The following is a 26,103-nucleotide window of genomic DNA, read 5'->3' as shown; positions in this document are numbered from 1 at the left end:
GTTTGGGGCTAGGTTTGGTTGGTGGGGGGGCGCGGCGCGGTGGGTCGTCCCGCTGGCACCAGCACTTAGTTGGAATTGTTGTTTGCGCGGGGGGCGCCCCCGCGAAGGGGGCGACGCGGTCTATCTGACCGGGCCCCTATTCCATGTCCTTGAGCCAGGCAGTGTCTTTAAACCACTTGTCATGAATGCGGTCGTAGGTGCCGTCTTCGTGGATCTGGTGCAGGAAGTTGTTGATGAAGTTGAGGCTGTCGTAATCACCCTTCTTCAGGCCGAAGGCCAGCGGCTCGTAGGTGAACGGCTTGTCGAGGAACACCAATTTGCCGGCGCCGACCTTGTTCACCGCGACCACGTTGTACGGGGCGTCGTAGATGAAGGCGTCGGCCTTGCCGTTGACCACATCGAGCACGGCTTCCTGCTCGTTGTCGTAGCCGTGGTATTTGGCTTTGGAGATCAACTTCTTGGCGACCATCTCGCCGGTGGTGCCGAGCTTGGAGGTGATGCGGTAGTCGTCGGTGTTCAGGTCTTTATAGGACTTGATGGTGCCTTCCAGATCCTTGCGGATCAGCAGGGTCTGGCCGACTACGATGAACGGTTCGCTGAAGTTCAGGCGCAGGTTGCGTTCCTGAGTCAGGGTCATGCCGCTGCCGATCATGTCGAACTTGTCGGTCATCAGGGCCGGGATGATGCCGTCGTAGCCAGTGGACACCAGCTCCAGTTTGACGCCCATGGCCTTGGTCATGGCCTTGAGGATGTCGACTTCAAAACCGATGATCTCGCCGCGTTTGTTGGTCATTTCGAAGGGCATGTAGGTCGGGTCCATGCCGACTTTCAGCGTGCCACGCTTGACCGCGTCATCGATGGCGCCGGCCTGAGCCGCGTTGACTGCAACCAATGCCGTGACGCCGACCAGCAGCATCGACAAATACTTCTTCATCTTCAAGCCCCCAAAACCATTGCGTTGTGAGGCGCGCAATCGACGATTTTCCTTGGAAAACCGACAGATACGAACAGAAAGCTGCCCGGGCGCACCAATTCGGGGACGGATGCTAACGCACTGGGTTGTTTGCACAAGGGTTTACGCAGGAATTTGATCGTTCCCACGCTCCGCGTGGGAATGCAGCCAGAGACGCTCCGCGTCCCAAAAGCCAAACGCGGAGCGTCCGTTGAGGCATTCCACGCAGAGCATGGAAACGATCGGCCACCCCACAAACAAAAAACCCCGCTTTCGCGGGGTTTTTCGTTATGCCAACTGAGGCTGTGCGCTCAGTGGCTTGAGCGGTAGCAGCGGCGCATGCGGATCGGCTTTCACCGATTGCCGCCAGGCGTCCAGCCACTCGGCGTGGCCTTCGCTCCAGACTTGCTCATGCAAGCGACCCAATGCTACCGGGTCACTCAGCAGTTGCAGGCGTTCATGGTTGTTCAGCCCGGCAGGCCCGGCTTTCAACGCATGACGAACCCGCTCCACACGCAACCACTCGATCGGCTCGGCCTGACCGTGACGGGACGTCGCCAGCGAGCACGCCAGGGCGTTCTGCTGTGGATCGACCACGGCGCGGATGAAGCCGTCTTTCAACTGGTGATAACGGTTTTCGTGGGTGTATTGATCAGTAGCCAGCAGCGCTTGTGGCGGATTGTATTCCTCAGGGATCAGGAACAGGCTCTCGTCACGGGACTTCAGGCCCAGGCCGACACGGCTGGAAATCACCGACACCGGGATCGACAGCATCAACGAACCGACGATCGGCACCAGCCACCAGAGGAAGCTCGGGTTCAGCCAGATCACCAGCAGGGCCCAGAAGAAGCCCAGCAAGGTTTGCGGACCGTGGCGCTTGACCGCTTCGCTCCATGGCGTGGAGTCGTCGTCACGTTGCGGCGAGTTCCAGGTCGCGGCCCAGCCGAGGAACGCGGCGAGTACGAAACGGGTGTGGAAAATCATCCGCACCGGCGCCAGCAGCATGGAGAACAGCATCTCCAGCAGCATCGAGAACGTCACCTTGAACTTGCCACCGAACTCTTTCGCGCCCTTGGCCCAGATCAGGATGATGCTCAACAACTTCGGCAGGAACAGCAGCACGATGGTCGTCGAGAACAACGCCACGGCTTTGTCCGGATGCCATTGCGGCCACAGCGGATACAGCTGTCGCGGCTCCATGAAGTACTGCGGCTCCATCAGCGTGTTCACCGCCAGCAACGCCGTCGATAACACGAGGAAGAAGAACCACAACGGCGCCGACAGGTAAGACATCACGCCGGTCAGGAACACCGCACGGTGCACCGGGTGCATGCCCTTGACCAGGAACAGGCGAAAGTTCATCAGGTTACCGTGGCACCAGCGACGGTCACGCTTGAGTTCGTCCAGCAGGTTCGGCGGCAGTTCTTCGTAGCTGCCCGGCAAGTCGTAGGCAATCCACACGCCCCAGCCGGCACGGCGCATCAGCGCAGCTTCGACGAAGTCGTGGGACAGAATCGCACCGGCAAACGCACCTTTACCCGGCAACGGCGCCAAGGCGCAGTGTTCGATAAACGGCTTCATGCGGATGATAGCGTTGTGGCCCCAGTAGTGGGATTCGCCCAACTGCCAGAAGTGCAAACCGGCAGTGAACAGCGGACCGTACACACGGGTCGCAAACTGCTGCATGCGCGCATAAAGGGTGTCCATGCCCGACGCACGTGGCGCGGTCTGGATGATCCCGGCGTCCGGTGTGGCTTCCATCAAGCGCACCAGACTGGTCAGGCAGTCGCCGCTCATCACGGAGTCCGCGTCGAGCACGACCATGTACTTGTAGTCACCGCCCCAGCGACGGCAGAAGTCGTCGAGGTTGCCGCTTTTACGTTTGACGCGACGGCGACGGCGGCGATAGAAGATCTTGCCGAAGCCCTTGGCTTCGCGGCAGACGTCCAGCCAGGCCTGTTGCTCGGCCACGCAGATATCGGTTTCGTTACTGTCGCTGAGGACGAAGAAGTCGAAACGGTCCAGGTCACCCGTGGCCGCAACCGACTCGAAAGTCGCCCGCAAACCGGCAAATACACGCGGCACGTCTTCGTTGCAGATCGGCATCACCAGTGCGGTGCGTGCGTCCTTGGCAATCGGCTCGTTGCCGGCGCTTTTACCGGAGATACGGTATTTATCGTGCCCGGTGAGCAACTCGAGGAAGCCCATCAGTGCAGTCCAGAAACCGGCCGACACCCAGCAGAACAGAATCCCGAACAGAATCAGGATGCTGGTTTGCAGCGCATACGGCAGCACTTGCGTGGCGGTTTGCAACAGCGGTTGATGCAGCACTTCGTTCAGGTCGACGAACGACCAGCCCTGGTACGGCATGATGCCTTTCATGTACCAGCCAGCCACGATGGTCTGGCCGAGCATCAGCACCAGCAGAATGTAGCGACGGATCGAACCGACGGTGCGCCAGCGAGCTGCCGGCAATACACGTTCATCCTTCGGCGGCGCCGGCGGATTGGTGCGACCCGTCATCCGGCGCCAGCCACGCACCAGAATATTGGTGCGCCACGGCTCAGGCACGACTTTGGTCCGGCGAATCGGCGGGGTCGCCTTGAGGACGACACGACCACTGGCGTCAACCGCCAGCATCTCCGCTTCTTCCAACTCTTCGGCACTGTTCAGGAGCAAGCGCTTGCCCACCGAGGCTTGCACAGCCTCGGTCGGTGCGTCGAATGTCGAGGACGAAAGACGCTGGTGCAGTTCACTGAAGGACTGGCAGCCCGCGAGTTCCGCGCGTTGCTCGTCGGTCATCGGTAAATGCGCCAGATACTCCGACAGAGTCTCTGGCTTTACTTGAGAATTACTCATCGGCAGGCAACTGGTAGCTCCAGGTTTCGGTCAGGACTTCTTCAGTCGCCGCCGAATCCGGTGTGGCTGGGGCCGCGTCCGCAGCAGCAGGCTGCTTGGCGTCTTTGTTGTCCTTGTCCTTGGTATCGGCAACCGGCTTGGCATCGGCCTGTTTGGCGTCAGCCTGCTTGGCGTCCTTGGCTTCCTTGTCCGCTTTCTCCTGTTGCTTGGCGGCGACCTTGTCGGCCTTGGCAACGGAGGAATTGGAAGCTGGAATCGAAGACTTGGCCAGATCCTCAGGCACGATTTTCTCGACCAGGGATGCACGCATCTCGGTGGCCTTGCTCGCGTCCTTGATTTTCATGCGCAGCGTCAGGCGCCAGCCCTTGGTTTCAGGGTTGTAGCGGACGGTGTTCTCGACCAGCTCGGCGTTGTCGCCAACGCTGACCTGGCTGCGCACATCGGCAGTTTCCGGCAAAGCGGCCAGGGACGGACCTTCGAAGTCCACCAGATAGGCAACGGTGCCGTCCGGCTGACGGATCAGGTTCGACTGTTTCACGTCGCCAGTGGAGCGCAAAGTCTGTTTGACCCAAGCGCTGTCCGGAGCGTGAATGGCGGCTTCGTCGATGGTCCAGTGCATGCGATAGGCGACGTCAAGCGGTTGGCCTGGCTCCGGCAGTTTTTCCGGGCTCCAGAAAGCAACGATGTTGTCGTTGGTTTCGTCGGCGGTCGGAATTTCCACCAGGTCTACAGAACCCTTGCCCCAATCGCCTTTTGGCTCGATCCAGGCACTTGGGCGCTTGTCGTAGCGGTCGTCGAGGTCTTCGTAGTGGCTGAAGTCACGGCCACGTTGCAGCAAGCCGAAGCCGCGCGGGTTCTCGATGGCGAAGTTGCTTACCGCCAGGTGTTTCGGGTTGTTCAATGGGCGCCAGATCCACTCGCCGTTGCCGGCATGGATCGACAGACCGCTGGAGTCGTGCAGCTCGCGGCGATAGTTCAGCACTTTGGAAGGCTGGTTCGCGCCGAACAGGAACATGCTGGTCAACGGGGCAACGCCGAGCTTGGTGACTTTGTCACGCAAGAACATGCGGGCTTTAACGTCAACTACAGTGTCACTGCCTGGACGCAGGGTCAGGCGGTACGCACCGGTGGCACGCGGCGAATCCAGCAGCGCGAAGATCACCAGGTGCTTGTCACCCGGTTTTGGCTGTTGAATCCAGAACTCGGTGAAACGCGGGAATTCTTCGCCGGACGGCAATGCGGTATCGATGGCCATGCCGCGAGCGGACAAGCCATAGGTGTGACCCTTGCCGACAACGCGGAAGTAACTCGCGCCGAGCATGGTCATGATTTCGTCTTGCTTGTCAGCCTTGTTGATCGGGTAGAGCACACGGAAACCGGCATAACCCAGTTGTTCGGTGGCTTTAGGATCGAACTTGACGTCGCCGAAATCGAAACGACTTGGGTCGTATTTGATCTCTTCGACGTTGTTGGCCGTGATTTCGTTGATTTTCACCGGGGTGTCGAAGTGCATGCCCTGGTGATAGAACGAAAGCTTGAACGGGGTTTTCTGATCGGCCCACTCGGCTTTTTCAGTGCGGAAACGAATTTTCTGATAATCCGCGAATTTCATTTCGCGGAATTCGTTCGGCAGGTTACTGCGCGGGGCTTCGAATTTCTGCCCGGCCAGCTCTTTCGCCTTGACCGACACATCATCCAGGTTGAATGCCCAAAGCTGGCCGGCGCTGAGCAGACACAGCAGTGCAGAGCCCGCTACCAGAGCGCTTCGGAACCGTTGGGCAGACAATTTTGGTGCATTACAGGGACTAACAATCACGAGCAACCCTCGCCGAAAACAGATCAAAAAACCAACGGCCAGCTATCTATATGCCAGGTTGGCGAGCATTGTTCCGACTCCTCTGGGGCTAAATGATTCCCCAACAGGTTCCGGGCAAGTCTCTACCTAAGTCAAAATGGGCCAACGAACGCTGATCCCCGTAGCGCGCGATTATCTAGTAGGCCGCGTTACAACGCATCAGGGGTAACAAAGTATTTATCGCGAAAAACCCCTGTTTTCAGTCGAAATGCCCTTAAAAACATGTTTCAGGGGCTTTCAGGTCTGTAACAGGAAGGTTACCGGGCCATCATTGACCAGGTGCACCTGCATATCCGCGCCGAATCTACCTGATGCCACAGTGCCATGCACCTCTTTCGCTCTGCCTAATAGATAGTCGAAAAGTTCTTCACCCAGGGCCGGAGGCGCCGCCGTCGAAAAACTCGGGCGCAACCCGCTCTTGGTGTCGGCTGCCAGGGTGAACTGCGAAACCAGCAGCAGGCCACCACCGACATCCGCCAGGGACAGATTCATCTTGCCTTCTGTATCACTGAATACACGATAGTTAAGCAGTTTATGCAGAAGTTTGTCGGCGCTGGCCCGAGTGTCCTCGGGCTCGACCGCCACCAGAACCAGCAAACCCTGGTCCACCGCGCCAACCACCTCCCCCGCTACCTCGACTCGCGCGCCACGCACGCGTTGCAGCAGGCCTTTCATGCTTCTTCAGGCGGCAGATCAAGCAAGCGCCGGGCCATCTGACCAGCGGCACGCACCAAGGCATCGGTGATACCCGGTTCGGACGCAGCGTGGCCGGCATCGCGGATCACCTGCAGCTCGCTGTTCGGCCAGGCTTGATGCAATTCCCAGGCGTTGTCCAACGGGCAGATCACGTCGTAACGGCCATGCACGATCACGCCGGGCAAATGGGCGATCTTGCCCATGTCGCGAATCAGCTGGTTCGGCTCAAGGAACGCATTGTTGGTGAAGTAGTGGCATTCGATCCGGGCAATCGACAGCGCGCGCTGCGGCTCGGAGAAACGATCGACCACCAGCGGGTTCGGGCGAAGGGTCGCGGTCCGGCCTTCCCAAGTGGACCAGGCCTTGGCTGCGTGCATCTGGGCGATCTGATCGTTGCCGGTCAGGCGTTTGTGGAAAGCCGTGAGCAAGTCGCCGCGCTCGTCCAGCGGGATCGGCGCGATGTAGTCCTGCCAGTAGTCGGGAAACAGGCGACTGGCGCCGGCCTGATAGAACCACTCGATTTCCTGCGGACGGCAGAGAAAGATCCCGCGCAGGATCAGACCGTGCACACGCTCCGGATGGGTTTGCGCGTAGGCCAGGGCCAGGGTCGAACCCCAGGAGCCGCCGAACAGCACCCATTTCTCGATGTTCAGGTGTTTGCGGATCCGCTCAAGGTCGGCGACCAGATCCCAGGTGGTGTTGTTTTCAAGATTGGCGTGGGGCGTAGAGCGACCGCAGCCGCGCTGGTCGAAGGTGACAATGCGATACAGGTTGGGATCGAAGTACCGACGGCTCTGTGCATCACACCCGGCGCCGGGGCCGCCGTGGATGAACACCACCGGCAAACCTTCCGGTGAACCGCTTTCGTCGACATACAGCGTGTGGGTTTTATCGACGGCCAGATCGTGCCGGGCGTAGGGTTTGATCTGCGGGTACAAAGTCTGCATTGCACGCTCCGTAAGGGGTCGAGGTCATCCCTGGGGGGACTTCAATTATTCTGCCGTCCGGCATCATAAACCCGAATTACGTCAATGAGCATGCACTTGCAACGTCAGAGTCTGTCAGCCAGAAACCCGAGCAGGTTTTCATACAGCCGGTCGACCTCCGCGACCTGCCTGCGAGCGCGTAAACAGCCGTGAACCAGCCCTTCGCCGTAGTACAACTTCGCGCTCACGCCAGCGGCGTTGAGTTGCTCGGCATAGCGCACACCGTCGTCGCGCAGCGGGTCGAATTGCGCCACGGCGATCAGCGCGGGGGGCAAGCCGCTGAAATTGTCGGCGAGCAATGGCATGGCATAGGCGCTCGTTTGTCCGGCGCCACGCAAATAGAGCGCGTGATAACAATCCACATCGCTGCTGCTGAGTAACGGCGCGTCGGCGCATTCGCTGCGCGACGGTGATTGAGGATCGCCGCCCAGGCCAGGATAAATCAGCACTTGAGCGCAGGGCATCGGCTCGCCTGTATCGCGCAAGGCCAGGCATAACGCGGCGGCCAGGTTGCCGCCGGCGCTGTCCCCGGCGACCAGCATCCGCTCGGGATCAAACCAGAACGGTCCCGAGCGCAAGGCGCGCCAGACTTTCAGGCAATCTTCAAAACCTGCCGGGAATGGATGCTCGGGCGCCAGCCGATAATCCACCGCCACCACCATCGTCCCCAACGCCGCCGCCAGTTCAGCGCAGATGAAGTCATGGGAGTCCAGATCCCCGACCACCCAGCCGCCACCGTGCAGATACAACATGCACGGCCAACCGCTGGTCGGTGGCGTCATCGGCGGTCTATAGGAGCGCACCGCCACGCCCACCAGCGTGAAATCGGTGACCTCCAGCCCGGCAGGACGCGGCGGGGTAAACGCCCGGCACATCTCGCTGTAGGCCTGGCGCAACCCGGTGAGGCTGCTGTCGGTGCTGTTGAAGCCGAGGGTTTTCTCGACGAAGGCCGACATCTGGTCAGAGAGGGGGTAAGTAGACATGGGCCTGCGGTCAGCCTGTTCAGGGGATTTTGAATTGAGAAGGAGATCCCTGTGGGAGCGAGCTTGCTCGCGATGAGGCCATAACATTCAACATAGATGTCGCCTGTCAGTCCGTCATCGCGAGCAAGCTCGCTCCCACAGTTTTTGGTGCCTGGACTCAGGGTTTCAGGCTGGCCTGCACGGTCGCCACACCATCCTTGCCATCAAAACTGCTCACGCCCGCCAACCAGCGCTGAAGATCTTCCGGGTGATCGCGCAACCAGGCCTTGGCAACCTCCTGCGGCGTTTTGCGCTCCATGATCGGCACCATCAACTGGCTTTCCTGGGACGCGGTAAACGTCAGGTTTTGCAGCAGGCGATTCACGTTCGGGCAGCGCTCGGCGTAGTCCGGGGCGGTCACCGTGGAGACTGTCGCCGCACCTTCATTCGGGCCGTACACGTCTTCACTGCCGGTCAGGTAGGCGATTTTCATGTTGATGTTCATCGGGTGCGGGGTCCAGCCGACGAACACCACGAACTCCTTGCGGTTCACCGCCCGTTGCACGGCGGCAAGCATGCCGGCCTCACCGGACTCGATCAGTTTGAAATCCTTCAGGCCGAAGTGATTGGTCTCGATCATGGTTTTGATGGTGGTGTTGGCGCCGCTGCCCGGCTCGATGCCGTAGATCTTGCCGCCGAGCTGATCCTTGAATTTAGCGATATCGGCGAAGGTTTTCAGCCCCGCCGCCGCGACGTATTCGGGTACGGCGAGGGTCGCCTGGGCGTCGGCCAGGCTCGGTGTGTCCATGACCTTGACTTGATTAGCGGCGATGAACGGGGCGATGTTCTTGTCCATCGCCGGTTTCCAGTAACCGAGGAAAATATCGAGGCGCTTGTCGCGGATGCCGGCAAAGATGATTTGCTGCACGGCGCTGGTTTGTTTGCTTTCGTAGCCCAGGCCATTGAGCAACACATCGGCCATGCCGCTGGTGGCGATCACATCGGTCCAGTTGACCACGCCCATGCGCACGGCTTTGCAGGAAGCGTCGTCACTGGCCAGGACGCTGGTACTCAAAAGAGCGGTGCCGCAGAGGATGGAGAGACAGCGGGTGAACAAACTTTTGGTGCTTGTCATGAATGGCGTTCTCGTGCGGCAGATTATTGTCGGGGCCGGTGTCTTCACGCACCGTGCCCGGAACATTACGCAGCGTCGAGAAGGTAAAAGCGAACTGTGGCGACCGAGATTTGCACGGTGGCGACAGTGATGGCCTTAAAAGATCGCAGCCTTCGGCAGCTCCTACAGGATCGGGTTTTCACACGATCAATGTAGGAACTGCCGAAGGCTGCGATCTTTTGATCTTAGTACCAAGCAAATCGAAACACTAAAAAGCGCATAAGAGAAAAACCACAAACTTCAAATAACTATAAGGAGTCGATTAAACCTGTCAGATATGACAGTAGATACCTATCAGCAAATGGATATTAATAGAACTTCAATTTTTACTCTATGAAGGATTCGGTCATGAACTTTAATACAAACACATTCAAATGCTGCACTGGGCCGTTGGTATTGATTGCAGCCTGCACGCTGTCCACTCACACCTTTGCTGACGACCAGACATACACGTGTGGCGTGACGCTAAGCATTCCAGGCCAAACAGTAGCTAATACAAGCGACGACATCCAAGCTTCTTCAGCAGAGGATGCAAAAAACAAAATCACCGAGAAGTACCGCTCGACGAAATATTTAGTCCTGAGCGTGTTTGATTGCAAAATAAAACAATAAAAGTCGAGTTCTATCAAAATCCAAAAATGGAGAATGTAATCTCTCCTAAACCAATGTGTCACTCATAACGCGCCATTTTTAATAGGGCCGTTCTTCCCAGACGGCCCATCTAGTTTATGGATTGCTATGTCGCGACCTAACTACACAACAACCACTGTCGATTGCATGGCGCACGTATTACTTTGAGTATTGCTGCTGCCCCCACGCCAACAACCCTTGCAGCAACTCCTTGAGCACCACTTGCGTCGGTTCAGCCAGATCAGGTCGATAGCGGAACGGTTCAAACTCTTCCATGTACGTGCACTGCCCCAGTTCCAGTTGCACCGCGTGGATGTTTTCGGCCGGGTTGCCGTAATGCCGGGTGATGTGGCCGCCCTTGAAGCGGCCGTTCAGCACGTGGCTGTAATCGGTGTGTTTCGCGCAGATGGCTTCCAGTTGCGTGGCCAACTGTGGATCGCAACTGGCGCCGTTGAAGGTGCCGAGGTTGAAGTCCGGCAGTTTGCCGTCGAACAGGTGCGGGATGATCGAGCGGATCGAGTGCGCGTCGAACAGTAGCGCGTAGCCGAACTCGGCTTTGAGTCGCGCCAGCTCGTTCTGCAACGTGCTGTGATACGGCGTCCAGATTTGCTCCAGATAGGTCGCGCGCTCGGCTGCTGACGGTTCCATGCCCTCGCGAAACAAGGGAATGCCGTCGAACAGGATCGATGGGTACAGACCGGTGGTGGCGCCGACGTACATCGGTTTGTCGTCGGACGGTCGGTTAAGGTCGATGACAAACCGCGAGTACTCGGCGGCCAGGGTGCTGGCGCCCAGTTCTGCGGCAAATTCATACAGCTGCGGAATGTGCCAATCGGTATCGGGCAAGCTGCGTGCGTCGGGGATCAACCCGGCCTCGACCGCCGGGGTCAGGCGCAGGCCGGCGTGAGGCATGCTGATCAGCAGCGGCACGCGGCCTTGTTTGAAGTTCAGAACCTTATCCACAACCGTTCTCCTAAACGCTAATTTCGACGCCGTGACGCACGACGCGTTTTTCCAGGTCACCGCCCAGCCAGTACGACAAGTCGGCGGGACGATCGATTTGCCAGGCCACAAAGTCGGCGACCTTGCCGACTTCCAGCGAACCGTGAGTCTCGGCCATGCCCAGTGCGGTGGCGGCATGAATCGTCGCGCCGGCCAGGGCTTCTTCCGGGGTCATGCGGAAACAGGTGCAGGCCATGTTCAGCATCAGGCGCAGCGACAGCGCCGGCGAGGTGCCGGGGTTGAGGTCGCTGGCGATGGCGATTTTCACGCCGTGTTTGCGCAAGGCGTCCATCGGCGGCAATTGGGTTTCGCGCAGGAAGTAAAACGCCCCCGGCAGCAACACTGCGACGGTGCCGGACGCGGCCATGGCGATGGCATCGTCTTCGTCCATGAATTCCAGGTGATCGGCGGACAGCGCGTGGTAACGCGCGGCCAGGCTCGAACCGTGGAGGGACGACAACTGCTCGGCATGCAGCTTCACCGGCAGACCGAGTTCCTGGGCGGTGATGAAGACGCGCTCGACTTGTACCGGCGAGAAGGCCAGGTATTCACAAAACGCATCCACGGCATCCACCAGCCCTTCGGCCGCCAGGGCCGGGAGCATTTCAGCGCAGATGTGATCGATGTAGTCGTCGGCGCGATCCTTGTATTCCGGCGGCAAGGCGTGGGCCGCCAGGCACGTGCTGCGCACGCTGACCGGCAGCTCGGCGCCGAGGCGACGGATGACCCGCAGGATCTTGCGTTCGCTGGCCAGGTCCAGGCCGTAGCCGGATTTCATCTCGACCGTGGTCACGCCGTCGCGCAGCAGGCTTTTCAGGCGCTTGGCGGCGCTGGCGAACAGTTCGTCTTCACTGGCGGCGCGGGTGGCGCGCACGGTGCTGGCGATCCCACCACCGGCCGCGGCGATTTCCGAATAGCTGACGCCTTGCAGGCGCTGCTCGAATTCACCGCTGCGGTTACCGCCGAACACCGTGTGGGTGTGGCAGTCGATCAGGCCCGGGGTAACCCAGGCCCCTTTCAAATCGTTGACCGCCGGGTATTCGCCGGACGGCAGTTCAGCACGTGGGCCGATCCACTCAATGTGCGCACCGGACGTCACGATGGCCGCATCCTCGATGATCGAGTAGACGCCTTGCGCCATGGTTGCGACGTGGCAGTGTTGCCAGAGAGTTTTCATCCCTTAGTCTCCACAAAATTCAAAATCGATTCGCGAGCAGGCTCGCTCCCACAGGGGAATGCATCTCAATGTGGGAGCGAGCCTGCTCGCGAAGAGGCCATTACAGGCTAGGCAACAACTTCGCCGACACCAGCTCGTTCAGGCAGCGGGTCGCCAACAACTCGCTCGCGGCGTTGATGTCCGGTGCAAAGAACCGGTCTTTCTCATAGAACGGCACTTCAGCGCGCAGGATGGCGCGAGCCTTTTCCAGTTTGGTCGACGTCTTCAGGCCTTCACGCAGATCCAGACCCTGGCACGCCGCCAGCCATTCCACGGCCAGCACGCCGCGGGTGTTTTCGGCCATTTCCCACAGACGCTTGCCGGCGGCCGGGGCCATCGACACGTGGTCCTCCTGGTTGGCGGAGGTCGGCAGGCTGTCCACCGAATGCGGATGGGACAACGCCTTGTTCTCGCTGGCGAGTGCCGCTGCGGTCACTTGGGCGATCATGAAACCGGAGTTCACGCCGCCATTGGCCACCAGGAACGGCGGCAGTTGCGACATGTGCTTGTCCATCATCAGCGAGATGCGGCGTTCGCTCAGGGAACCGATTTCGGCGATGGCCAACGCCATGTTGTCAGCAGCCATGGCCACCGGTTCGGCGTGGAAGTTACCGCCAGAGATCACATCGCCTTCAGCCGCGAAGACCAACGGGTTGTCGGAAACGGCGTTGGCTTCGACGGCCAGCACTTCGGCAGCCTGGCGGAACTGAGTCAGGCAAGCGCCCATAACTTGCGGCTGGCAGCGCAGGGAATACGGATCCTGAACCTTCTCGCAGTTCTCGTGGGAAGCGGACACTTCACTGCGCTCACCGAGCAGATCGCGATAAGCGGCAGCGGCGTCGATCTGGCCTTTCTGGCCGCGTGCAGCGTGGATACGCGCGTCGAACGGCGAGCGCGAGCCCAACACCGCTTCAACCGTCATGCCACCAATGGCCAAGGCACCGGCGAACAAATCTTCGCCTTCGAACAGGCCGCGCAGGGCGTAAGCGGTGGACACCTGAGTGCCGTTGAGCAGCGCCAGACCTTCTTTCGCAGCCAGGGTCAGCGGAGTCAGACCGGCGACTTTCAGCGCTTCGGTCGCTTCCATCCATTCGCCCTTGTAGCGAGCTTTGCCTTCGCCCAGCAGCACCAGGGACATGTGGGCCAAAGGCGCCAGGTCACCGGAAGCACCGACCGAACCTTTCAATGGAATGTGCGGGTAAACCTCGGCGTTGATCAGGGCGATCAGCGCATCAATGACCACGCGACGAATACCGGAGAAACCACGGCTCAGGCTGTTGACCTTGAGCACCATGACCAAGCGTACCAGCGCGTCGCTGATTGGCTCGCCAACACCGGCGGCGTGGGACAGCACCAGCGAGCGCTGCAGGTTTTCCAGGTCTTCGCTGGCGATGCGGGTCGAGGCCAGCAGGCCGAAACCGGTGTTGATGCCGTAGGCAGTGCGGTTCTCGGCGAGGATCTGTTCCACGCAGGCAACGCTGGCTTCAATCTGGGCCGAGGCGCTGTTGTCGAGGGTGATTTTGACCGGTTGCTGATAGATATCACGCAGTTGGGCAAGGCTCAGTTGGCCGGGAATCAAATTTAGCGCAGTCACTTTTATTCTCCTTTTGAGAGTCTTTTTGTTAACTAACCAGACGCTCCGGAAATGTCCGTTGTCCGTCGCTTCCCGCCTTGTGGGGGGCTGGCGCCTTGGCACGCTGGTTTGATGTGGAATCAGTTGAGGTTTGGTAAAGCCTTGTGCAGCAAAATCGGGTCTTTCAATACGCTGGCAGCAGCGGCGATGTCCGGCGCCAGCCAACGGTCCTGGTCGTAGGCCGGAACGCGTTCGCGCAGCAGACGCCACGCAGAATCGGTACCCGCGCCAAAACGCTGCTCTTTCAGGAATTCAAACGCCTGAGCCGCCAACAGGTACTCGATGGCGAGGATCTGCCTGACGTTTTCCAGGGCGCGATGCAGCTTCAGCGCGGCGTTGGTGCCCAGGCTCAAATGGTCTTCCTGCAGGCCCGAAGTCACGTAGTTATCGAGCACCGCCGGTTGCGCCAATTGGCGGTTTTCCGCACACAGCGAAGCGGCAACATACTGGACGATCATCATCCCGGAGTTAACCCCCGGATTGGCCACCAGGAATGCCGGCAAACCGCTGACGTGCGGGTTGATCAAGCGGTCCAGGCGACGCTCGGCGATGGAGCCGATTTCGGCCATGGCAATCGCCAGCAAATCCGCCGCCATTGCCACGGATTGACCGTGGGGGTTGGCCTGGGACATCACGCGATAGTTGTCTGGCGTGCCCAGCAGCATCGGGTTATCGGTGACCGAGTTGAGTTCGGTTTCGATCTGCTGCCGGGCGTGCTCCAGTTGATCGCGAGCGGCGCCGTGGACTTGCGGGATAGAGCGGATGCTCAAGGCATCCTGAGTGCGAATGCCTTTGCTCGAAGCAATCACTTCACTGCCATCCAGCAACGCCCGCAGGTTGATGCCGACTTGCTGCATGCCCGGGTGCGGTTTGAGCGCGATGATCTCGGCATCGAACGCGGCAATCTGACCGCGTTGGGCTTCGAAACTCATGGCACCGATCACGTCGGCCCATTGCACCAGACGCGTCGCGTCAGCCAGCGCCAGACAGCTGAGGCCGGTCATGCACGGCGTGCCGTTGACCAGGCACAAACCGTCCTTGGCGCCGAGTTGAACGGGCTCCAGGCCTTCTTCGGCCAGGGCTTGTTGCGCGGAGACGATCTGCCCGCGATAGCTGACGTTGCCGACACCCAAAAGCGCGATACTGATGTGGGCCATGTGGGTCAGGTAACCCACTGAACCCTGGGACGGCACTAGCGGGGTGATGCCGCGATTGAGCAACGCGAGCAAGGCTTCGACGACCCGGCGATGGATGCCGGATTTGCCATGGCTGTAGTTGCGAATGGCGGCGCAGATGATGGCGCGAGTCTGCTCGTCGGCCAATGGTGCGCCGACGCCACAGGCGTGGCTGAGCAAAGTATTGCGGGACAACTGGCTGAGTTGTTCGTCTTTCAGCGAGACGTTGCACAAGGCGCCGAGGCCGGTGTTGACGCCATACGCACGTTCGCCGCTGGCGACGATGCGCTGGACGATGGCCTGGGCATTGTCGATCCGTGCCCAGGTCGCGGGCGACAGCTCAAGCTGCGCGCCATGACGGGCGACGGCCACCACATCCTGCCAACGCAGCGGGGCGTCGGCGATAACGATTTTTTCAGCCTGGGACATCTGGAGCCTCATACAAAATTCTGTTGATCGATGAAAACCTGTGGCGAGGGGGCTTGCCCCCGTTGGGCTGCGGAGCAGCCCCCAAAAACCTGCGACCGCTGCGCGCTCGAACGGGGGCAAGCCCCCTCGCCACAATGGATTCACAACTTACCGATCATTCGCCTCAAACCACCGCAGCCCGCCGCTGCACGAACCGGTCGACATACTCATCCGCCGGCGAGTGCAGGATCTCTCTTGGCGTGCCGACCTGGATTAGGCGCCCGTCCTTGAGAATCGCGATGCGATTACCGATGCGCACGGCCTCGTCGAGGTCGTGGGTGATGAAGACGATGGTCTTGTGCAAAGTCTTTTGCAGTTCCAGCAACTGGTCCTGCATCTCCGCGCGGATCAGCGGATCGAGCGCACTGAACGCTTCGTCCATCAGGATGATGTCGGTGTCCGCCGCCAGGGCGCGGGCCAGGCCCACACGTTGGCGCATGCCGCCCGAGAGCTGGTGCGGGTATTTGTTTTCGTAGCCCTTGAGGCCCACGGTGTTGATCCAGTGCAGCGCGCGTTCGGAGCACATTTGCTTGCTCTCGCCACGCACTTTCAAGCCGTAGGCGACGTTGTCCACCACGGTCTTGTGCGGCAGCAGGCCGAAGCTCTGGAACACCATGCTGATCTTGTGCCGGCGAAATTCGCGCAGGGCTTCCATGTCGTATTGCAGGATATCCACGCCGTCCACCAGGATCGCGCCGCTGGTCGGGTCGATCAGGCGATTGAAGTGACGCACCAGGGTCGATTTGCCGGAACCCGACAGGCCCATGATCACGAAGATCTCGCCGGTGCCGATGCTCAGGGACAGGTCATTCACGCCGACCACGCAGCCGGTTTCGGCCAGCACCTGATCCTTGGTCTTGCCCTGGCCAATCATGCCCAGCGCTTCCTTGGAACGGTTGCCGAAAATCTTGAAGACGTTTTTGACTTCGATTTTGCTCACGGTTGCGTCGTTCATTTGCTCACCTCATGCCGTGGCCGACCATACGCTTGAGTAATGCGGTCGATCACCACTGCCAGAATCACGATCGCCAGACCGGCTTCGAGGCCACGTCCGACGTTGAGGGTCTGAATCCCCACCAACACGTCTTCGCCCAAGCCACGGGCACCGATCATCGAGGCGATTACCACCATCGACAGGGCCATCATGGTGGTCTGGTTGATCCCGGCCATGATGCTCGGCAGGGCCAGCGGCAGTTGCACGCCGAACAGTTGCTGCCAACGGTTGGCACCGAAGGCGTTGATCGCTTCCATCACTTCGCCGTCTACCTGGCGGATGCCCAGGTCGGTCAGGCGGATCAGCGGTGGCGCGGCGTAGATCACGGTGGCGAAAATCGCCGGGACCTTGCCCAGGCCGAACAGCATCAGCACCGGGATCAGGTACACGAAACTTGGCATGGTCTGCATGATGTCCAGCAACGGCATCAGCACCGAACGCAGGCGATTGCTGCGTGCCGAGAGAATGCCCAGTGGAATGCCGATCAGCACCGAAATGACCGTCGCCACCATCATCAACGCGAGGGTCTGCATCAGCTTGTCCCAGAGCCCGACGGCGCCGACCAGGAACAGCAGACCGACGATCACCGCCGTGGTCACGACTTTACGCGTCGCGTGCCAGGCCACGCCCGCCACGATTGCCAGCATCAGCCACCAGGGCGCCGCACGCAGCAAGCCTTCAAGATTGACGATGGCCCACAACAGGGTGTCGGAGATGTGCCGGAACACGTCGCCGTAGTTGGTGACCAGCGAATCGACCCAACCGTTGACCCAGTCGGCGATGGAAAAGGTAAAGCTTTCGGGAAACATAAGAGACTCTCAATCAAGGGGTTGCGATCAAGCGTCCGACTGCCGTTGCCGACAGTCGGAGAGGCCTAACCTACAAGGCCGCGTCGATTTTCTTGGCTGCGTCTTCGCTCACCCACGCGTGCCAGACTTCAGGATGTTCCTTCAAGAAGATCTTGGCCAGTTTTGGCGATTCGATCCGCTCTTTGGTCATGCGCCCGAGGTTCTGGTTGAGGATGTCGATTGGCAGGTTGACCTTTTCCAGCACGGCCACCAGTTCCGGGGCTTCGTCGTGGAAGGTCTTGGACAGGCCGACCTTGATGGTCACGCTTTTGTCCACGCCTGGCTTCTCTTCGAGTTTAACCAGGTCAACCTGACCCATCAGCGGTGTTGGCGACCAGTAGTAGAACAGGATCGGCTCGCCGCGCTTGTAGCTCGACAGCACCGCCGCATCCAGCGCCGGGCCGGTGCCTGGGCGGAAGTTGGTGTAGGTGCTTTCCAAGCCGTAGCTTTTCAGCATTTCGCTGTTGTCCAGTTCACAGGTCCAGCCGGCCGGGCAGTTGTAGAAACGACCCTTGGATGGCTCTTCCTGATCCTTGAACACGGCCGAGTATTTGGCCAGGTCGGCAATGTTTTTCAGGTCCGGTGCCTTAGGCTCCAGCTTGCGCTTGGCATCGCCTTCGATCACGTAGCGCGGCACGTACCAGCCTTCGATTGCACCCACAACCGGAGCGCCGACGCCCACGACTTTGCCGGCCTTCTCGGCCTTGTTCCAGACTTCGCTGCGGCCGACCCACTCTTCGGCAAACACTTGGATGTCGTTGCTGCTCAGGGCGTTTTCCATGGTGATGGAGTTGCCTGGCAAGCTGTCGGTCTTGCAGTCGTAGCCTTTCTCCAACACGACTTGCAGCACGTCGGTCAGCAGCATGGCGCTTTCCCAGTTCAGGCCGGCAAATTTCACCGGTTTGCCCGACTCGCACCAACCGGCCGCCTGGGTGGCTCCGGCGCTGGCCAGCAGGCCCATGGAAAGCAATGTGGTCAGCAGGGTCTTGTTCGATTTCATTGTTGTGACGCTCCTAATCATGAGTTGGCTTACGGCAGTCAAGAGGCATCCAGCCCTGTCCACGTCCAATCAGGCCTGCGCCGCAGCGCGACCGGCCCCGCTTGTTTTAGGTTGTACAACGCTGTCCTGCTCGACCGGCAGAATCAGTTGATCGGGCACTGTGCCGTGCCATTTTTTGGCGCACACGTAATACAGGGCTGCAGGAAGCACCAGACCGATGATCCAGGAAATATCCACATCGCCCAAAGCTGCCACCAGCGGACCGGTATAGAACTTGGTGGAAATGAACGGCAACTGCACCAGCACACCGAACACATAGATGCTGATACCGAGCATGTTCCAGCGGCCGTAGCGACCGTTCGGATCGGCCAGCGCCGGCACGTCATAGCGCTCGCGGGTGATGCAGTAGTAGTCCACCAGGTTGATCGCGCTCCATGGCGTAAAGAATGCGAGCAGGAACAGGATGAAGGACTTGAACGCACCGAGGAACGAGTGCTGGCCGAGCAGCGCCATCAGGGTCGCTGCACCGACGATGACCAGCACGAAGACCAGACGCTGCAAGCGCGTGACCTTCAGCTCACCACGGAAACCGCTGATGATGGTCGCAATGCACATGAAGCTGCCGTAAGAGTTCAGCGTGGAGATGGTGACTTTGCCGAACGCGATGCTGAAATACAGCAACGCAGCAGTGGCACCGGTACCGCCCAGACCCACGATATAGGCCACTTCGTGACCGACGAATTGCCCGTTGGCCGACGCAGCGGCAAACACGCCGAGGATCATCGCCACCTGTGCGCCAATCACCGAACCCGCACCGGCGGCGAAAAAGGTTTTGACCGAGGAGGTCTTGCTCGGCAGGTAGCGTGAATAGTCAGCCACGTAGGGGCCGAAAGCGATCTGCCAGGACGCCGCGAGCGACACCGCCAGCAGGAAGCTGCTCCAGCTGAAGTGGCGGATTTGCAAGAGTGCGCCAACGTCAGTCTGGCTGATCAGACGACTGAACAGGTAAACAAAGGCAATCACACCAATGACACTGGCAATGCGGCCAATCCAATGGATCACCCGATAACCGAGCACCGTGACCAGCACGATGACACTGGCGAAGATGAGGATACCGACGGTGTCACTGACGCCAAACAACTGGCCTAGGGCCTGGCCGGAAAGCACGGTCCCGGTTGCGGTGAAACCGAGGTACATCAAACAAACCAGCACGATCGGGATGGCCGCGCCATACACGCCGAACTGCACGCGGCTGGAGATCATTTGCGGCAGGCCAAGCTTGGGCCCTTGCGCGGCATGCAACGCCATCACGCCGCCGCCGAGCAGTTGCCCGATCAGCAAACCGATCAACGACCAGAACACATCACCACCGAGTACGACGGCGAGAGCGCCCGTCACGATGGCGGTGATTTGCAGGTTGGCACCCATCCACAAGGTGAACTGGCTCAACAGACGACCGTGTCTTTCCGCTTCCGGGATGTAGTCGATCGAGCGCTTCTCGATCAACGGTTTACTGCCTGCACGATCGCTGTTAACAGCCATGATTCAACCTCTGTGGATTGTTGTCGGTGTTGGTGATCCCCTGTAGGAGCGAGGCTTGCCCGCGAATCGCGGTGTGTCAGTAAAGACGCCTTCGCGGGCAAGCCTCGCTCCTACAGGTTTTGCGTCGGGCCACCCATTTCAGGCGGCCCGATCTCTTATTTGCCGGTGATCATCGGCAGGTTCAGGCCCTGTTCCTTGGCGCAATCGATCGCGATCTGGTAACCCGCATCGGCGTGACGCATAACGCCGGTCGCCGGGTCGTTGTGCAGGACGCGAGCGATACGCTCGGCCGCTTCGTCCGTACCGTCGCAGACAATCACCATGCCCGAGTGCTGGGAGAAGCCCATGCCGACGCCGCCGCCGTGGTGCAGGGAAACCCAGGTCGCGCCGCTCGCGGTGTTGAGCAGGGCGTTGAGCAGTGGCCAGTCGGACACAGCGTCGGAACCGTCCTGCATCGACTCGGTTTCGCGGTTCGGGCTGGCGACCGAACCGGAGTCCAGGTGGTCGCGACCGATCACGATTGGCGCGGACAACTCGCCGCTGCGCACCATTTCGTTGAACGCCAGGCCGAGCTTGGCGCGCAGGCCCAGGCCAACCCAGCAGATACGTGCCGGCAGCCCCTGGAAGCTGATGCGCTCGCGAGCCATGTCCAGCCAGTTGTGCAGATGGGCATCGTCCGGGATCAGTTCTTTTACTTTGGCGTCGGTCTTGTAGATGTCTTCCGCGTTACCCGACAGCGCAGCCCAACGGAATGGACCGATGCCACGGCAGAACAGCGGACGGATGTAAGCCGGTACGAAGCCTGGGAAATCGAATGCGTTTTCCACGCCTTCTTCCTGGGCCATCTGACGGATGTTGTTGCCGTAGTCGAAGGTTGGAATGCCCATTTTCTGGAATTCGAGCATCGCTTTAACGTGCACGGCCATGGATTGCTTGGCGGCTTTCACGACAGCAGCAGGCTCGGTCTTGGCGCGAGCGCGATACTCTTCCCAGGTCCAGCCAGCCGGCAGGTAACCGTTGAGCGGGTCGTGGGCGCTGGTCTGGTCGGTGACCATGTCCGGGCGCACGCCGCGCTTGACCAGTTCCGGCAGGATTTCCGCCGCGTTACCCAGCAGTGCGATGGAGATCGCCTTGCCTTCTTTGGTGTATTTCTCGATGCGGGCCAGAGCGTCGTCGAGGTCGGTGGCTTGCTCGTCGACATAACGGCTGTTCAGGCGGAAGTCGATGCTGACCTGCTGGCATTCGATGTTCAGCGAGCAAGCGCCAGCCAGGGTTGCGGCCAATGGCTGAGCGCCGCCCATGCCGCCGAGGCCGGCGGTCAGGACCCAACGACCTTTCAGGTCATCGTTGTAGTGTTGGCGACCGGCTTCGACGAAGGTTTCGTAGGTGCCCTGGACGATGCCTTGGCTGCCGATGTAGATCCAGCTGCCGGCGGTCATCTGGCCGTACATGGCCAGGCCTTTGGCGTCGAGTTCGTTGAAGTGTTCCCAGCTCGCCCAGTGTGGCACCAGGTTGGAGTTGGCGATCAGTACGCGCGGTGCATTGGTGTGGGTCTTGAACACGCCGACCGGCTTGCCGGATTGCACCAGCAGGGTCTCGTCGTCATTCAGGTTGGTCAGGCTTTCGACAATCTTGTCGTAGCATTCCCAGTTACGCGCCGCACGACCGATACCACCGTAAACCACCAGTTCTTTAGGGTTCTCGGCAACTTCCGGGTCGAGGTTGTTCATCAACATGCGCAGCGGCGCTTCGGTCAGCCAGCTCTTGGCTGTCAGCTTGTTACCGCGTGCGGCACGGATTTCAACGTCACGAAACTTAGTAGGTTTCTGGGTATTGTCAGTCACGAAAAAGACTCCTCAGCGATCAATTCAAACCAACCCTGGCAGTGGGCAAGCCAGCCTGTGCGCGTCGTTGCGCCACAAGCGAATCAGTGGACGCTGCGAGGAGTCTCGGTCGACTCATACGCATACGTCTTTACTTGTACATACAAGCATATGCAATCAAGCGGCCAACTTATTGGATGGGCATTCAAGAAAAGTTTTGGCAGGGCTGGAAAGCCTGTAGATCAAGGGTTTGATGAAGATGAAATTTTTCGGGGGGATTTTTGCGCGGGGGTGACGGCTGTTACTTGAGCGTGGTTTTGCGCCACGCTGGGGCGTTCGGTAACAAAGTGGTGCGCGATTTGGAACGGGGATGAGTAGCGAAAAGCTTCGCGGGCAAGCCTCGCTTCGACAGGTTTTGTGTCGATCATCAGACGGGGGATCGACGCCAATTCTGTAGGAGCGAGGCTTGCCCGCGAAAGGGATTCTGAATCAGCGTGCGATCAGCTCGATCACGCAGCACGCGCCGTTACTGGAGACTTCCAGCAAACCAGCATTACCATCAAGTTGCAGGCAATCATGGCGACCCAATTGTGCGTCGCTGTTACCCACTTTCACGTCCAGCGCTTCGGCGACACTGAACACCAGCACCGTCCCGGCCGAACTGAAAAACCGCTGCTCGCCATCCAGCCACTGCAACCGCGCGCTGTAGCGCTGCGGCGCGTAGATCAGGTTGAAATCGCGAATCGGCCCGCCGAGCAAGGCGCACGACACCTGGCTCTCACCGCTAAAGGCAAATGGGTCCAGCGGTAACAACGGCCGCGTGTCTTGGCCATCGACGCGCAAGGTCATGCCTTCGCCTTGCAGCACGGTGATCACACGCTCATAGCCGGCGAACGTTGAGAAGCCGCCGGACTCGCCAATGTCAGCAATCGACAGGCGCCAGCCGAAACCATCGAGGCCAGTGCCCGCGTCGCGGGTGATTTCTTCAGTGCTGCCGCCGCCGTTTTTCCAGGGCATGCGGGGGTAGTCTTTGGCGCGTAAAACCTTCACTTCACTCATTTATGAAAGCGTCCTTCCAGACGATGACGAGAACCGGGGTGGATCAAACGGGCGGCGGTCACTGGCTGACGGCCGGACCAGGTGCGGCGACGGATCAGCAGGCACGGCTCGCCTTTTTCAATCTGCAGCAATTTGCACTCGGAGGCTTCAGCCAGTATCGCCTCGACCACGTGCTCGCCTTCAGTCAGCGGCGCGACCTGGTTGAGATAGGCGTAAGGAGTTTGCAGGGTGAAGTCCTGCTTGAGGTAATCCGGGGCCACCAGCGCGTTGACGAAACGGTCTTCAATTTGCACCGGAATGTCGTTTTCGAAATGCACGATCAGCGAATGGAAGACCTTCTGGCCTTCGCGCATGTCCAGAGCCAGGGCGCGCTCGGAACCGGCGGCCTCCTCTTCGAGGGTAATCACCTGGCAGGTATGACGGTGACCGCGCGAGGCGATTTCGTCGGCGATGTTGTGCACTTCAAACAGGGCGGATTGGCTTTTCGGCTCGGCGACGAACGTGCCGACGCCTTGCATGCGCACCAGCAGACCGTCGGCGGTCATCTCGCGCAGGGCGCGGTTGATGGTCATGCGGCTGAATCCCAGCTGATTGACCAGCTCGCTTTCCGACGGAACGCGGTAGTGCGGCGGCCAGTTTCCACTGTCGATTTGCTGGGTGATCATCTGTTTGACGCGGGCGTACAAGGGCGCCGGACTGTCGCCCATGTTCGCGGCCAACGGTGACACTGCAGGCGGAGTCGGCACGGTTAATCCTTGTTCGTTTGGAATAGGTTGCTAGCTTGCCGGAGTTTACCGAGCAGGCAAACGTCTGTATATGTATATACAAATAACACACGATGGGGTGCTGAACCATGTCCGCCTTCTTTGCCGAACGCGCGCTGCTGCCTAGTGGATGGGCCAACAATGTACGTCTTGAGGTCAGCGCCGATGGCGTCTTGACCCATATCCAGGCCGATTCCCACGCAGATGGCGCCGAACGGCTAAGCGGTCCGCTGCTGCCGGGCATGCCGAATCTGCACTCCCACGCCTTCCAGCGGGCCATGGCCGGGCTGGCGGAAGTGGCGGGTAATCCGAACGACAGTTTCTGGACCTGGCGCGACTTGATGTATCGCCTCGTCGGAAAAATCAGCCCGGACCAACTCGGCGTCATCGCCCGTCAGCTGTACATTGAAATGCTCAAGGCCGGTTACACCTCGGTCGCGGAATTTCATTACGTGCACCACGACACCAATGGCCAGCCCTACGCTGACCCGGCCGAACTGGCGCTGCGCATCAGCCAGGCCGCTAGCTCCGCCGGTATTGGTTTGACCTTGCTGCCGGTGCTCTACAGCCACTCCGGTTTCGGTGGCCAGGCCCCGAACGATGGCCAGCGGCGCTTTATCAACAGCACCGAAAACTACCTCACGCTTCAGTCGCGTTTGCAGCCGATCCTGGCGCAGCAACCGGCGCAATCGCTTGGTTTGTGTTTCCACTCGTTGCGCGCGGTCACCCCGCAGCAGATCAGCGAAGTGTTGGCCGCCAGCGACAAGCAATGCCCGGTGCACATTCACATCGCCGAACAGCAGAAGGAAGTCGATGACTGCCTGAGCTGGAGCGGCCGCCGTCCGCTGCAATGGCTGTACGAAAACACCGAAGTCGATCAGCGCTGGTGCCTGGTCCACGCGACCCACGCCAACCCGGAAGAAGTCACGCTGATGGCCAAGAGTCGCGCCATCGCCGGCCTGTGCCTGACCACCGAAGCCAACCTCGGCGACGGGATTTTCCCCGCCGTAGATTTCCTCGCCCAGGGCGGACGCATGGGCATCGGGTCCGACAGCCATGTGTCATTGAGCGTGGTGGAAGAATTGCGTTGGCTGGAATATGGCCAGCGTCTGCGGGATCAGCGGCGTAATCGTTTGTATGGCGCGGAGCAGCCGATGGTTGGTCGCACGTTGTATGACGCGGCACTGGATGGCGGCGCTCAGGCATTGGGGCAACCGATTGGTGCGCTGGAAGTCGGCAAGCGTGCGGATTGGCTGGTGCTGGACGGCAATGATCCGTACCTGGCGACGGCGAGTGGTGACGGGATTTTGAATCGCTGGTTGTTTGCTGGCGGTGATCGCCAGGTGCGTGATGTGCTGGTTAACGGCCAGTGGGTTGTGCGTGATGGGCGTCATGCGGGCGAAGAAGAAAGCAACCGGGCGTTTACCCAAGTCCTGCGCGATCTTTTGGGCTGACACCGGAAACCATTGTGGGAGCGAGCCTGCTCGCGAAAGCGGACTGTCAGTCAACATTGCTGTTGAGTCTGACGGCCCTTTCGCGAGCAGGCTCGCTCCCACATTGGGTCTTCGGTGGCTATTAGTTCGAGGTCTTGGCCATCTTCGTATCCGACGCACGCCAGATCAGTCGCGTGGTGTCGTAACCCTGCTGACGCGCCTTGCTCAGCAGTTCTTCACGCACCACGCCGTTGACCGTCGGGGTCCGGGACAGCAGCCACAGATACTTGCGGCTCGGGTCGCCAACAATGGCGGTCTTGTAGTCGTCGCTGACGTACAGCACCCAGTATTCGCCCTTCGCCACACCCGGAATCAGCCGCGAAAACCAGTTGTCGAACTCGACCCACAGCTTGTCGGTCTTGCCCGGCACCTGTGGATAAGCCGTGCCCTTGGCCTCTTCCCATTGCCAGTCCGGCGTCAGGCAACGATTGAGCACCGCCACATTACCGTCCGGCTTGAGGGTGTAATGTGCTTCGGATTGTGCGCAGTTGCGCTGGAAGTACATCGGCAGGCGGGCCAACTCGTACCAGGTGCCCTGGTAACGCTTGAGGTTGACGCTGTTGGCCGTCTTGGGTGCTAACGGATCTACACCAGAAGAGGCGCAGCCAGCCAATACCAGGCCAGCGAAAAGAACTATCAATAACCGCTTCATTGTTTTTCTCCCGTGGGCGCATCGCCCCGGTTTACTTCAGGCCTTGGCCGGAAAACATCAGCACTTTGTCACCGGCGTACTGCACGCTGATAAAGCTGTTTTTGTCGCCCCAGGTGCAACTGGACATACCAAGCGCGCCCGAACAATCGGCGGGTTTGCCCAGCAAGGTTTCAACCTCGGCCTTGGCCATGCCGGCCGACAGCTTGGAGTAATTCTCCTGATTGACCTTGCTGCATGCGACCAACAACACGCAGAACGAAAGCAAGGCGATAGATCGCAGCGACATGGTGTAGCTCCTGGAGCGAAGGGGGGTTGGCAGG

General features: G+C 59.9%; 22 protein-coding genes. 2 read left to right on the top strand and 20 right to left on the bottom strand.

All coding sequences use genetic code 11. From position 1 onward, the window contains the following. Positions 1–136: 136 nt before the first annotated feature. From ACIOYV_RS22270 to ACIOYV_RS22240, 7 genes are all read right to left on the bottom strand, one after another. Positions 137–934, bottom strand: a complete 798-nt coding sequence (locus ACIOYV_RS22270) for a transporter substrate-binding domain-containing protein (RefSeq protein WP_163907845.1) — start codon at positions 932–934, stop codon at positions 137–139. A 306-nt stretch (positions 935–1,240) separates the two neighbouring features. Continuing rightward, on the bottom strand, positions 1,241–3,811 hold the full coding sequence (mdoH, locus tag ACIOYV_RS22265) for a glucans biosynthesis glucosyltransferase MdoH (protein ID WP_163907843.1): 2,571 nt from the start codon (positions 3,809–3,811) through the stop codon (positions 1,241–1,243). After that, a complete protein-coding gene (locus tag ACIOYV_RS22260; protein WP_054054662.1) occupies positions 3,804–5,627 on the bottom strand; it encodes a glucan biosynthesis protein G in 1,824 nt (607 codons plus the stop codon). Before ACIOYV_RS22260 ends, mdoH begins: the two co-directional genes overlap by 8 nt. 276 nt (positions 5,628–5,903) lie before the next feature. Then, positions 5,904–6,341 carry a D-aminoacyl-tRNA deacylase gene (gene dtd, locus ACIOYV_RS22255; protein ID WP_054054664.1) on the bottom strand — a complete coding sequence of 146 codons (438 nt, stop codon included), beginning with the start codon at positions 6,339–6,341 and terminating at the stop codon, positions 5,904–5,906. After that, a complete protein-coding gene (gene pip, locus ACIOYV_RS22250) occupies positions 6,338–7,309 on the bottom strand; it encodes a prolyl aminopeptidase (protein WP_054054666.1) in 972 nt (323 codons plus the stop codon). The genes dtd and pip overlap by 4 nt, the downstream gene beginning before the upstream one ends. A gap of 104 nt (positions 7,310–7,413) precedes the next feature. Next, positions 7,414–8,331 carry an alpha/beta hydrolase gene (locus ACIOYV_RS22245; protein ID WP_401327065.1) on the bottom strand — a complete coding sequence of 306 codons (918 nt, stop codon included), beginning with the start codon at positions 8,329–8,331 and terminating at the stop codon, positions 7,414–7,416. A 157-nt stretch (positions 8,332–8,488) separates the two neighbouring features. Then, on the bottom strand, positions 8,489–9,445 hold the full coding sequence (locus ACIOYV_RS22240) for a choline ABC transporter substrate-binding protein (protein WP_401327062.1): 957 nt from the start codon (positions 9,443–9,445) through the stop codon (positions 8,489–8,491). 387 nt (positions 9,446–9,832) lie between these two features. Between ACIOYV_RS22240 and ACIOYV_RS22235 the strand changes: the two genes are divergently transcribed. Then, entirely contained in the window at positions 9,833–10,096 is a 264-nt protein-coding gene (locus tag ACIOYV_RS22235; RefSeq protein WP_401327059.1) for a hypothetical protein, read from the top strand. Between the two features lie 177 nt (positions 10,097–10,273). Here the strand turns inward: ACIOYV_RS22235 and hutG are convergent, their stop codons facing one another. The 11 genes from hutG to hutC all read right to left on the bottom strand — a co-directional run bounded on the left by hutG (position 10,274) and on the right by hutC (position 23,581). After that, positions 10,274–11,077, bottom strand: coding sequence for an N-formylglutamate deformylase (hutG, locus tag ACIOYV_RS22230; protein WP_401327057.1), 804 nt, complete (start codon positions 11,075–11,077; stop codon positions 10,274–10,276). Between the two features lie 10 nt (positions 11,078–11,087). Next, entirely contained in the window at positions 11,088–12,293 is a 1,206-nt protein-coding gene (gene hutI / locus ACIOYV_RS22225) for an imidazolonepropionase (protein WP_401327054.1), read from the bottom strand. 100 nt (positions 12,294–12,393) lie between these two features. Continuing rightward, positions 12,394–13,926 (bottom strand): histidine ammonia-lyase, encoded by a 1,533-nt coding sequence (gene hutH / locus ACIOYV_RS22220; RefSeq protein WP_054054677.1) that lies wholly within the window; start codon positions 13,924–13,926, stop codon positions 12,394–12,396. A gap of 119 nt (positions 13,927–14,045) precedes the next feature. Then, positions 14,046–15,569: a histidine ammonia-lyase gene (gene hutH, locus ACIOYV_RS22215; RefSeq protein ID WP_401327052.1), complete on the bottom strand. Its 1,524-nt coding sequence runs from the start codon at positions 15,567–15,569 to the stop codon at positions 14,046–14,048. A 163-nt stretch (positions 15,570–15,732) separates the two neighbouring features. Then, entirely contained in the window at positions 15,733–16,563 is an 831-nt protein-coding gene (locus ACIOYV_RS22210) for a glycine betaine/L-proline ABC transporter ATP-binding protein (protein ID WP_054616477.1), read from the bottom strand. Beyond that, positions 16,560–17,411 (bottom strand): proline/glycine betaine ABC transporter permease, encoded by an 852-nt coding sequence (locus ACIOYV_RS22205; protein ID WP_010464518.1) that lies wholly within the window; start codon positions 17,409–17,411, stop codon positions 16,560–16,562. The genes ACIOYV_RS22210 and ACIOYV_RS22205 overlap by 4 nt, the downstream gene beginning before the upstream one ends. A 70-nt stretch (positions 17,412–17,481) precedes the next feature. After that, positions 17,482–18,450: an ABC transporter substrate-binding protein gene (locus ACIOYV_RS22200; protein ID WP_054054682.1), complete on the bottom strand. Its 969-nt coding sequence runs from the start codon at positions 18,448–18,450 to the stop codon at positions 17,482–17,484. 69 nt (positions 18,451–18,519) lie between these two features. Next, on the bottom strand, positions 18,520–19,992 hold the full coding sequence (locus ACIOYV_RS22195; protein ID WP_054616479.1) for a cytosine permease: 1,473 nt from the start codon (positions 19,990–19,992) through the stop codon (positions 18,520–18,522). A gap of 155 nt (positions 19,993–20,147) precedes the next feature. Next, positions 20,148–21,836: a urocanate hydratase gene (gene hutU, locus ACIOYV_RS22190; protein ID WP_401327047.1), complete on the bottom strand. Its 1,689-nt coding sequence runs from the start codon at positions 21,834–21,836 to the stop codon at positions 20,148–20,150. A 468-nt stretch (positions 21,837–22,304) separates the two neighbouring features. Beyond that, positions 22,305–22,874, bottom strand: coding sequence for a HutD family protein (locus tag ACIOYV_RS22185; RefSeq protein WP_401327044.1), 570 nt, complete (start codon positions 22,872–22,874; stop codon positions 22,305–22,307). Continuing rightward, positions 22,871–23,581: a histidine utilization repressor gene (gene hutC, locus ACIOYV_RS22180; protein WP_177331472.1), complete on the bottom strand. Its 711-nt coding sequence runs from the start codon at positions 23,579–23,581 to the stop codon at positions 22,871–22,873. Before hutC ends, ACIOYV_RS22185 begins: the two co-directional genes overlap by 4 nt. A 146-nt stretch (positions 23,582–23,727) precedes the next feature. Between hutC and ACIOYV_RS22175 the strand changes: the two genes are divergently transcribed. Next, positions 23,728–25,092 (top strand): formimidoylglutamate deiminase, encoded by a 1,365-nt coding sequence (locus ACIOYV_RS22175; protein ID WP_401327041.1) that lies wholly within the window; start codon positions 23,728–23,730, stop codon positions 25,090–25,092. A gap of 121 nt (positions 25,093–25,213) precedes the next feature. Here the strand turns inward: ACIOYV_RS22175 and ACIOYV_RS22170 are convergent, their stop codons facing one another. Further along, complete coding sequence (locus ACIOYV_RS22170; RefSeq protein WP_054054694.1) at positions 25,214–25,783, bottom strand: lipocalin family protein; 570 nt, start codon at positions 25,781–25,783, stop codon at positions 25,214–25,216. Positions 25,784–25,814: 31 nt separating this feature from the next. After that, positions 25,815–26,069 (bottom strand): hypothetical protein, encoded by a 255-nt coding sequence (locus ACIOYV_RS22165; RefSeq protein WP_054054697.1) that lies wholly within the window; start codon positions 26,067–26,069, stop codon positions 25,815–25,817. Positions 26,070–26,103 lie beyond the last annotated feature (34 nt).

This window comes from Pseudomonas sp. NPDC087342 (genome assembly GCF_044744265.1).
GTDB classification, from domain to species: Bacteria; Pseudomonadota; Gammaproteobacteria; order Pseudomonadales; family Pseudomonadaceae; genus Aquipseudomonas; species Aquipseudomonas nunensis.
Note: the sequence above shows the minus strand (reverse complement) of the source record. Positions and strands in the feature narration are given on the sequence as shown.

Excerpts from the sequence above, each read along its gene's own strand:
- ACIOYV_RS22165 (WP_054054697.1), bottom strand. The coding sequence starts at position 26,069 with ATGTCGCTGCGATCTATCGCCTTGCTTTCGTTCTGCGTGTTGTTGGTC.
- ACIOYV_RS22270 (WP_163907845.1), bottom strand. The coding sequence starts at position 934 with ATGAAGAAGTATTTGTCGATGCTGCTGGTCGGCGTCACGGCATTGGTT.
- ACIOYV_RS22210 (WP_054616477.1), bottom strand. The coding sequence starts at position 16,563 with ATGAACGACGCAACCGTGAGCAAAATCGAAGTCAAAAACGTCTTCAAG.
- hutC (WP_177331472.1), bottom strand. The coding sequence starts at position 23,581 with ATGGGCGACAGTCCGGCGCCCTTGTACGCCCGCGTCAAACAGATGATC.
- ACIOYV_RS22175 (WP_401327041.1), top strand. The coding sequence starts at position 23,728 with ATGTCCGCCTTCTTTGCCGAACGCGCGCTGCTGCCTAGTGGATGGGCC.
- ACIOYV_RS22240 (WP_401327062.1), bottom strand. The coding sequence starts at position 9,445 with ATGACAAGCACCAAAAGTTTGTTCACCCGCTGTCTCTCCATCCTCTGC.
- pip (WP_054054666.1), bottom strand. The coding sequence starts at position 7,309 with ATGCAGACTTTGTACCCGCAGATCAAACCCTACGCCCGGCACGATCTG.
- ACIOYV_RS22235 (WP_401327059.1), top strand. The coding sequence starts at position 9,833 with ATGAACTTTAATACAAACACATTCAAATGCTGCACTGGGCCGTTGGTA.
- ACIOYV_RS22205 (WP_010464518.1), bottom strand. The coding sequence starts at position 17,411 with ATGTTTCCCGAAAGCTTTACCTTTTCCATCGCCGACTGGGTCAACGGT.
- ACIOYV_RS22245 (WP_401327065.1), bottom strand. The coding sequence starts at position 8,331 with ATGTCTACTTACCCCCTCTCTGACCAGATGTCGGCCTTCGTCGAGAAA.
- hutI (WP_401327054.1), bottom strand. The coding sequence starts at position 12,293 with ATGAAAACTCTCTGGCAACACTGCCACGTCGCAACCATGGCGCAAGGC.
- ACIOYV_RS22185 (WP_401327044.1), bottom strand. The coding sequence starts at position 22,874 with ATGAGTGAAGTGAAGGTTTTACGCGCCAAAGACTACCCCCGCATGCCC.
- ACIOYV_RS22170 (WP_054054694.1), bottom strand. The coding sequence starts at position 25,783 with ATGAAGCGGTTATTGATAGTTCTTTTCGCTGGCCTGGTATTGGCTGGC.
- hutH (WP_401327052.1), bottom strand. The coding sequence starts at position 15,569 with ATGTCCCAGGCTGAAAAAATCGTTATCGCCGACGCCCCGCTGCGTTGG.
- mdoH (WP_163907843.1), bottom strand. The coding sequence starts at position 3,811 with ATGAGTAATTCTCAAGTAAAGCCAGAGACTCTGTCGGAGTATCTGGCG.
- ACIOYV_RS22195 (WP_054616479.1), bottom strand. The coding sequence starts at position 19,992 with ATGGCTGTTAACAGCGATCGTGCAGGCAGTAAACCGTTGATCGAGAAG.
- dtd (WP_054054664.1), bottom strand. The coding sequence starts at position 6,341 with ATGAAAGGCCTGCTGCAACGCGTGCGTGGCGCGCGAGTCGAGGTAGCG.
- ACIOYV_RS22200 (WP_054054682.1), bottom strand. The coding sequence starts at position 18,450 with ATGAAATCGAACAAGACCCTGCTGACCACATTGCTTTCCATGGGCCTG.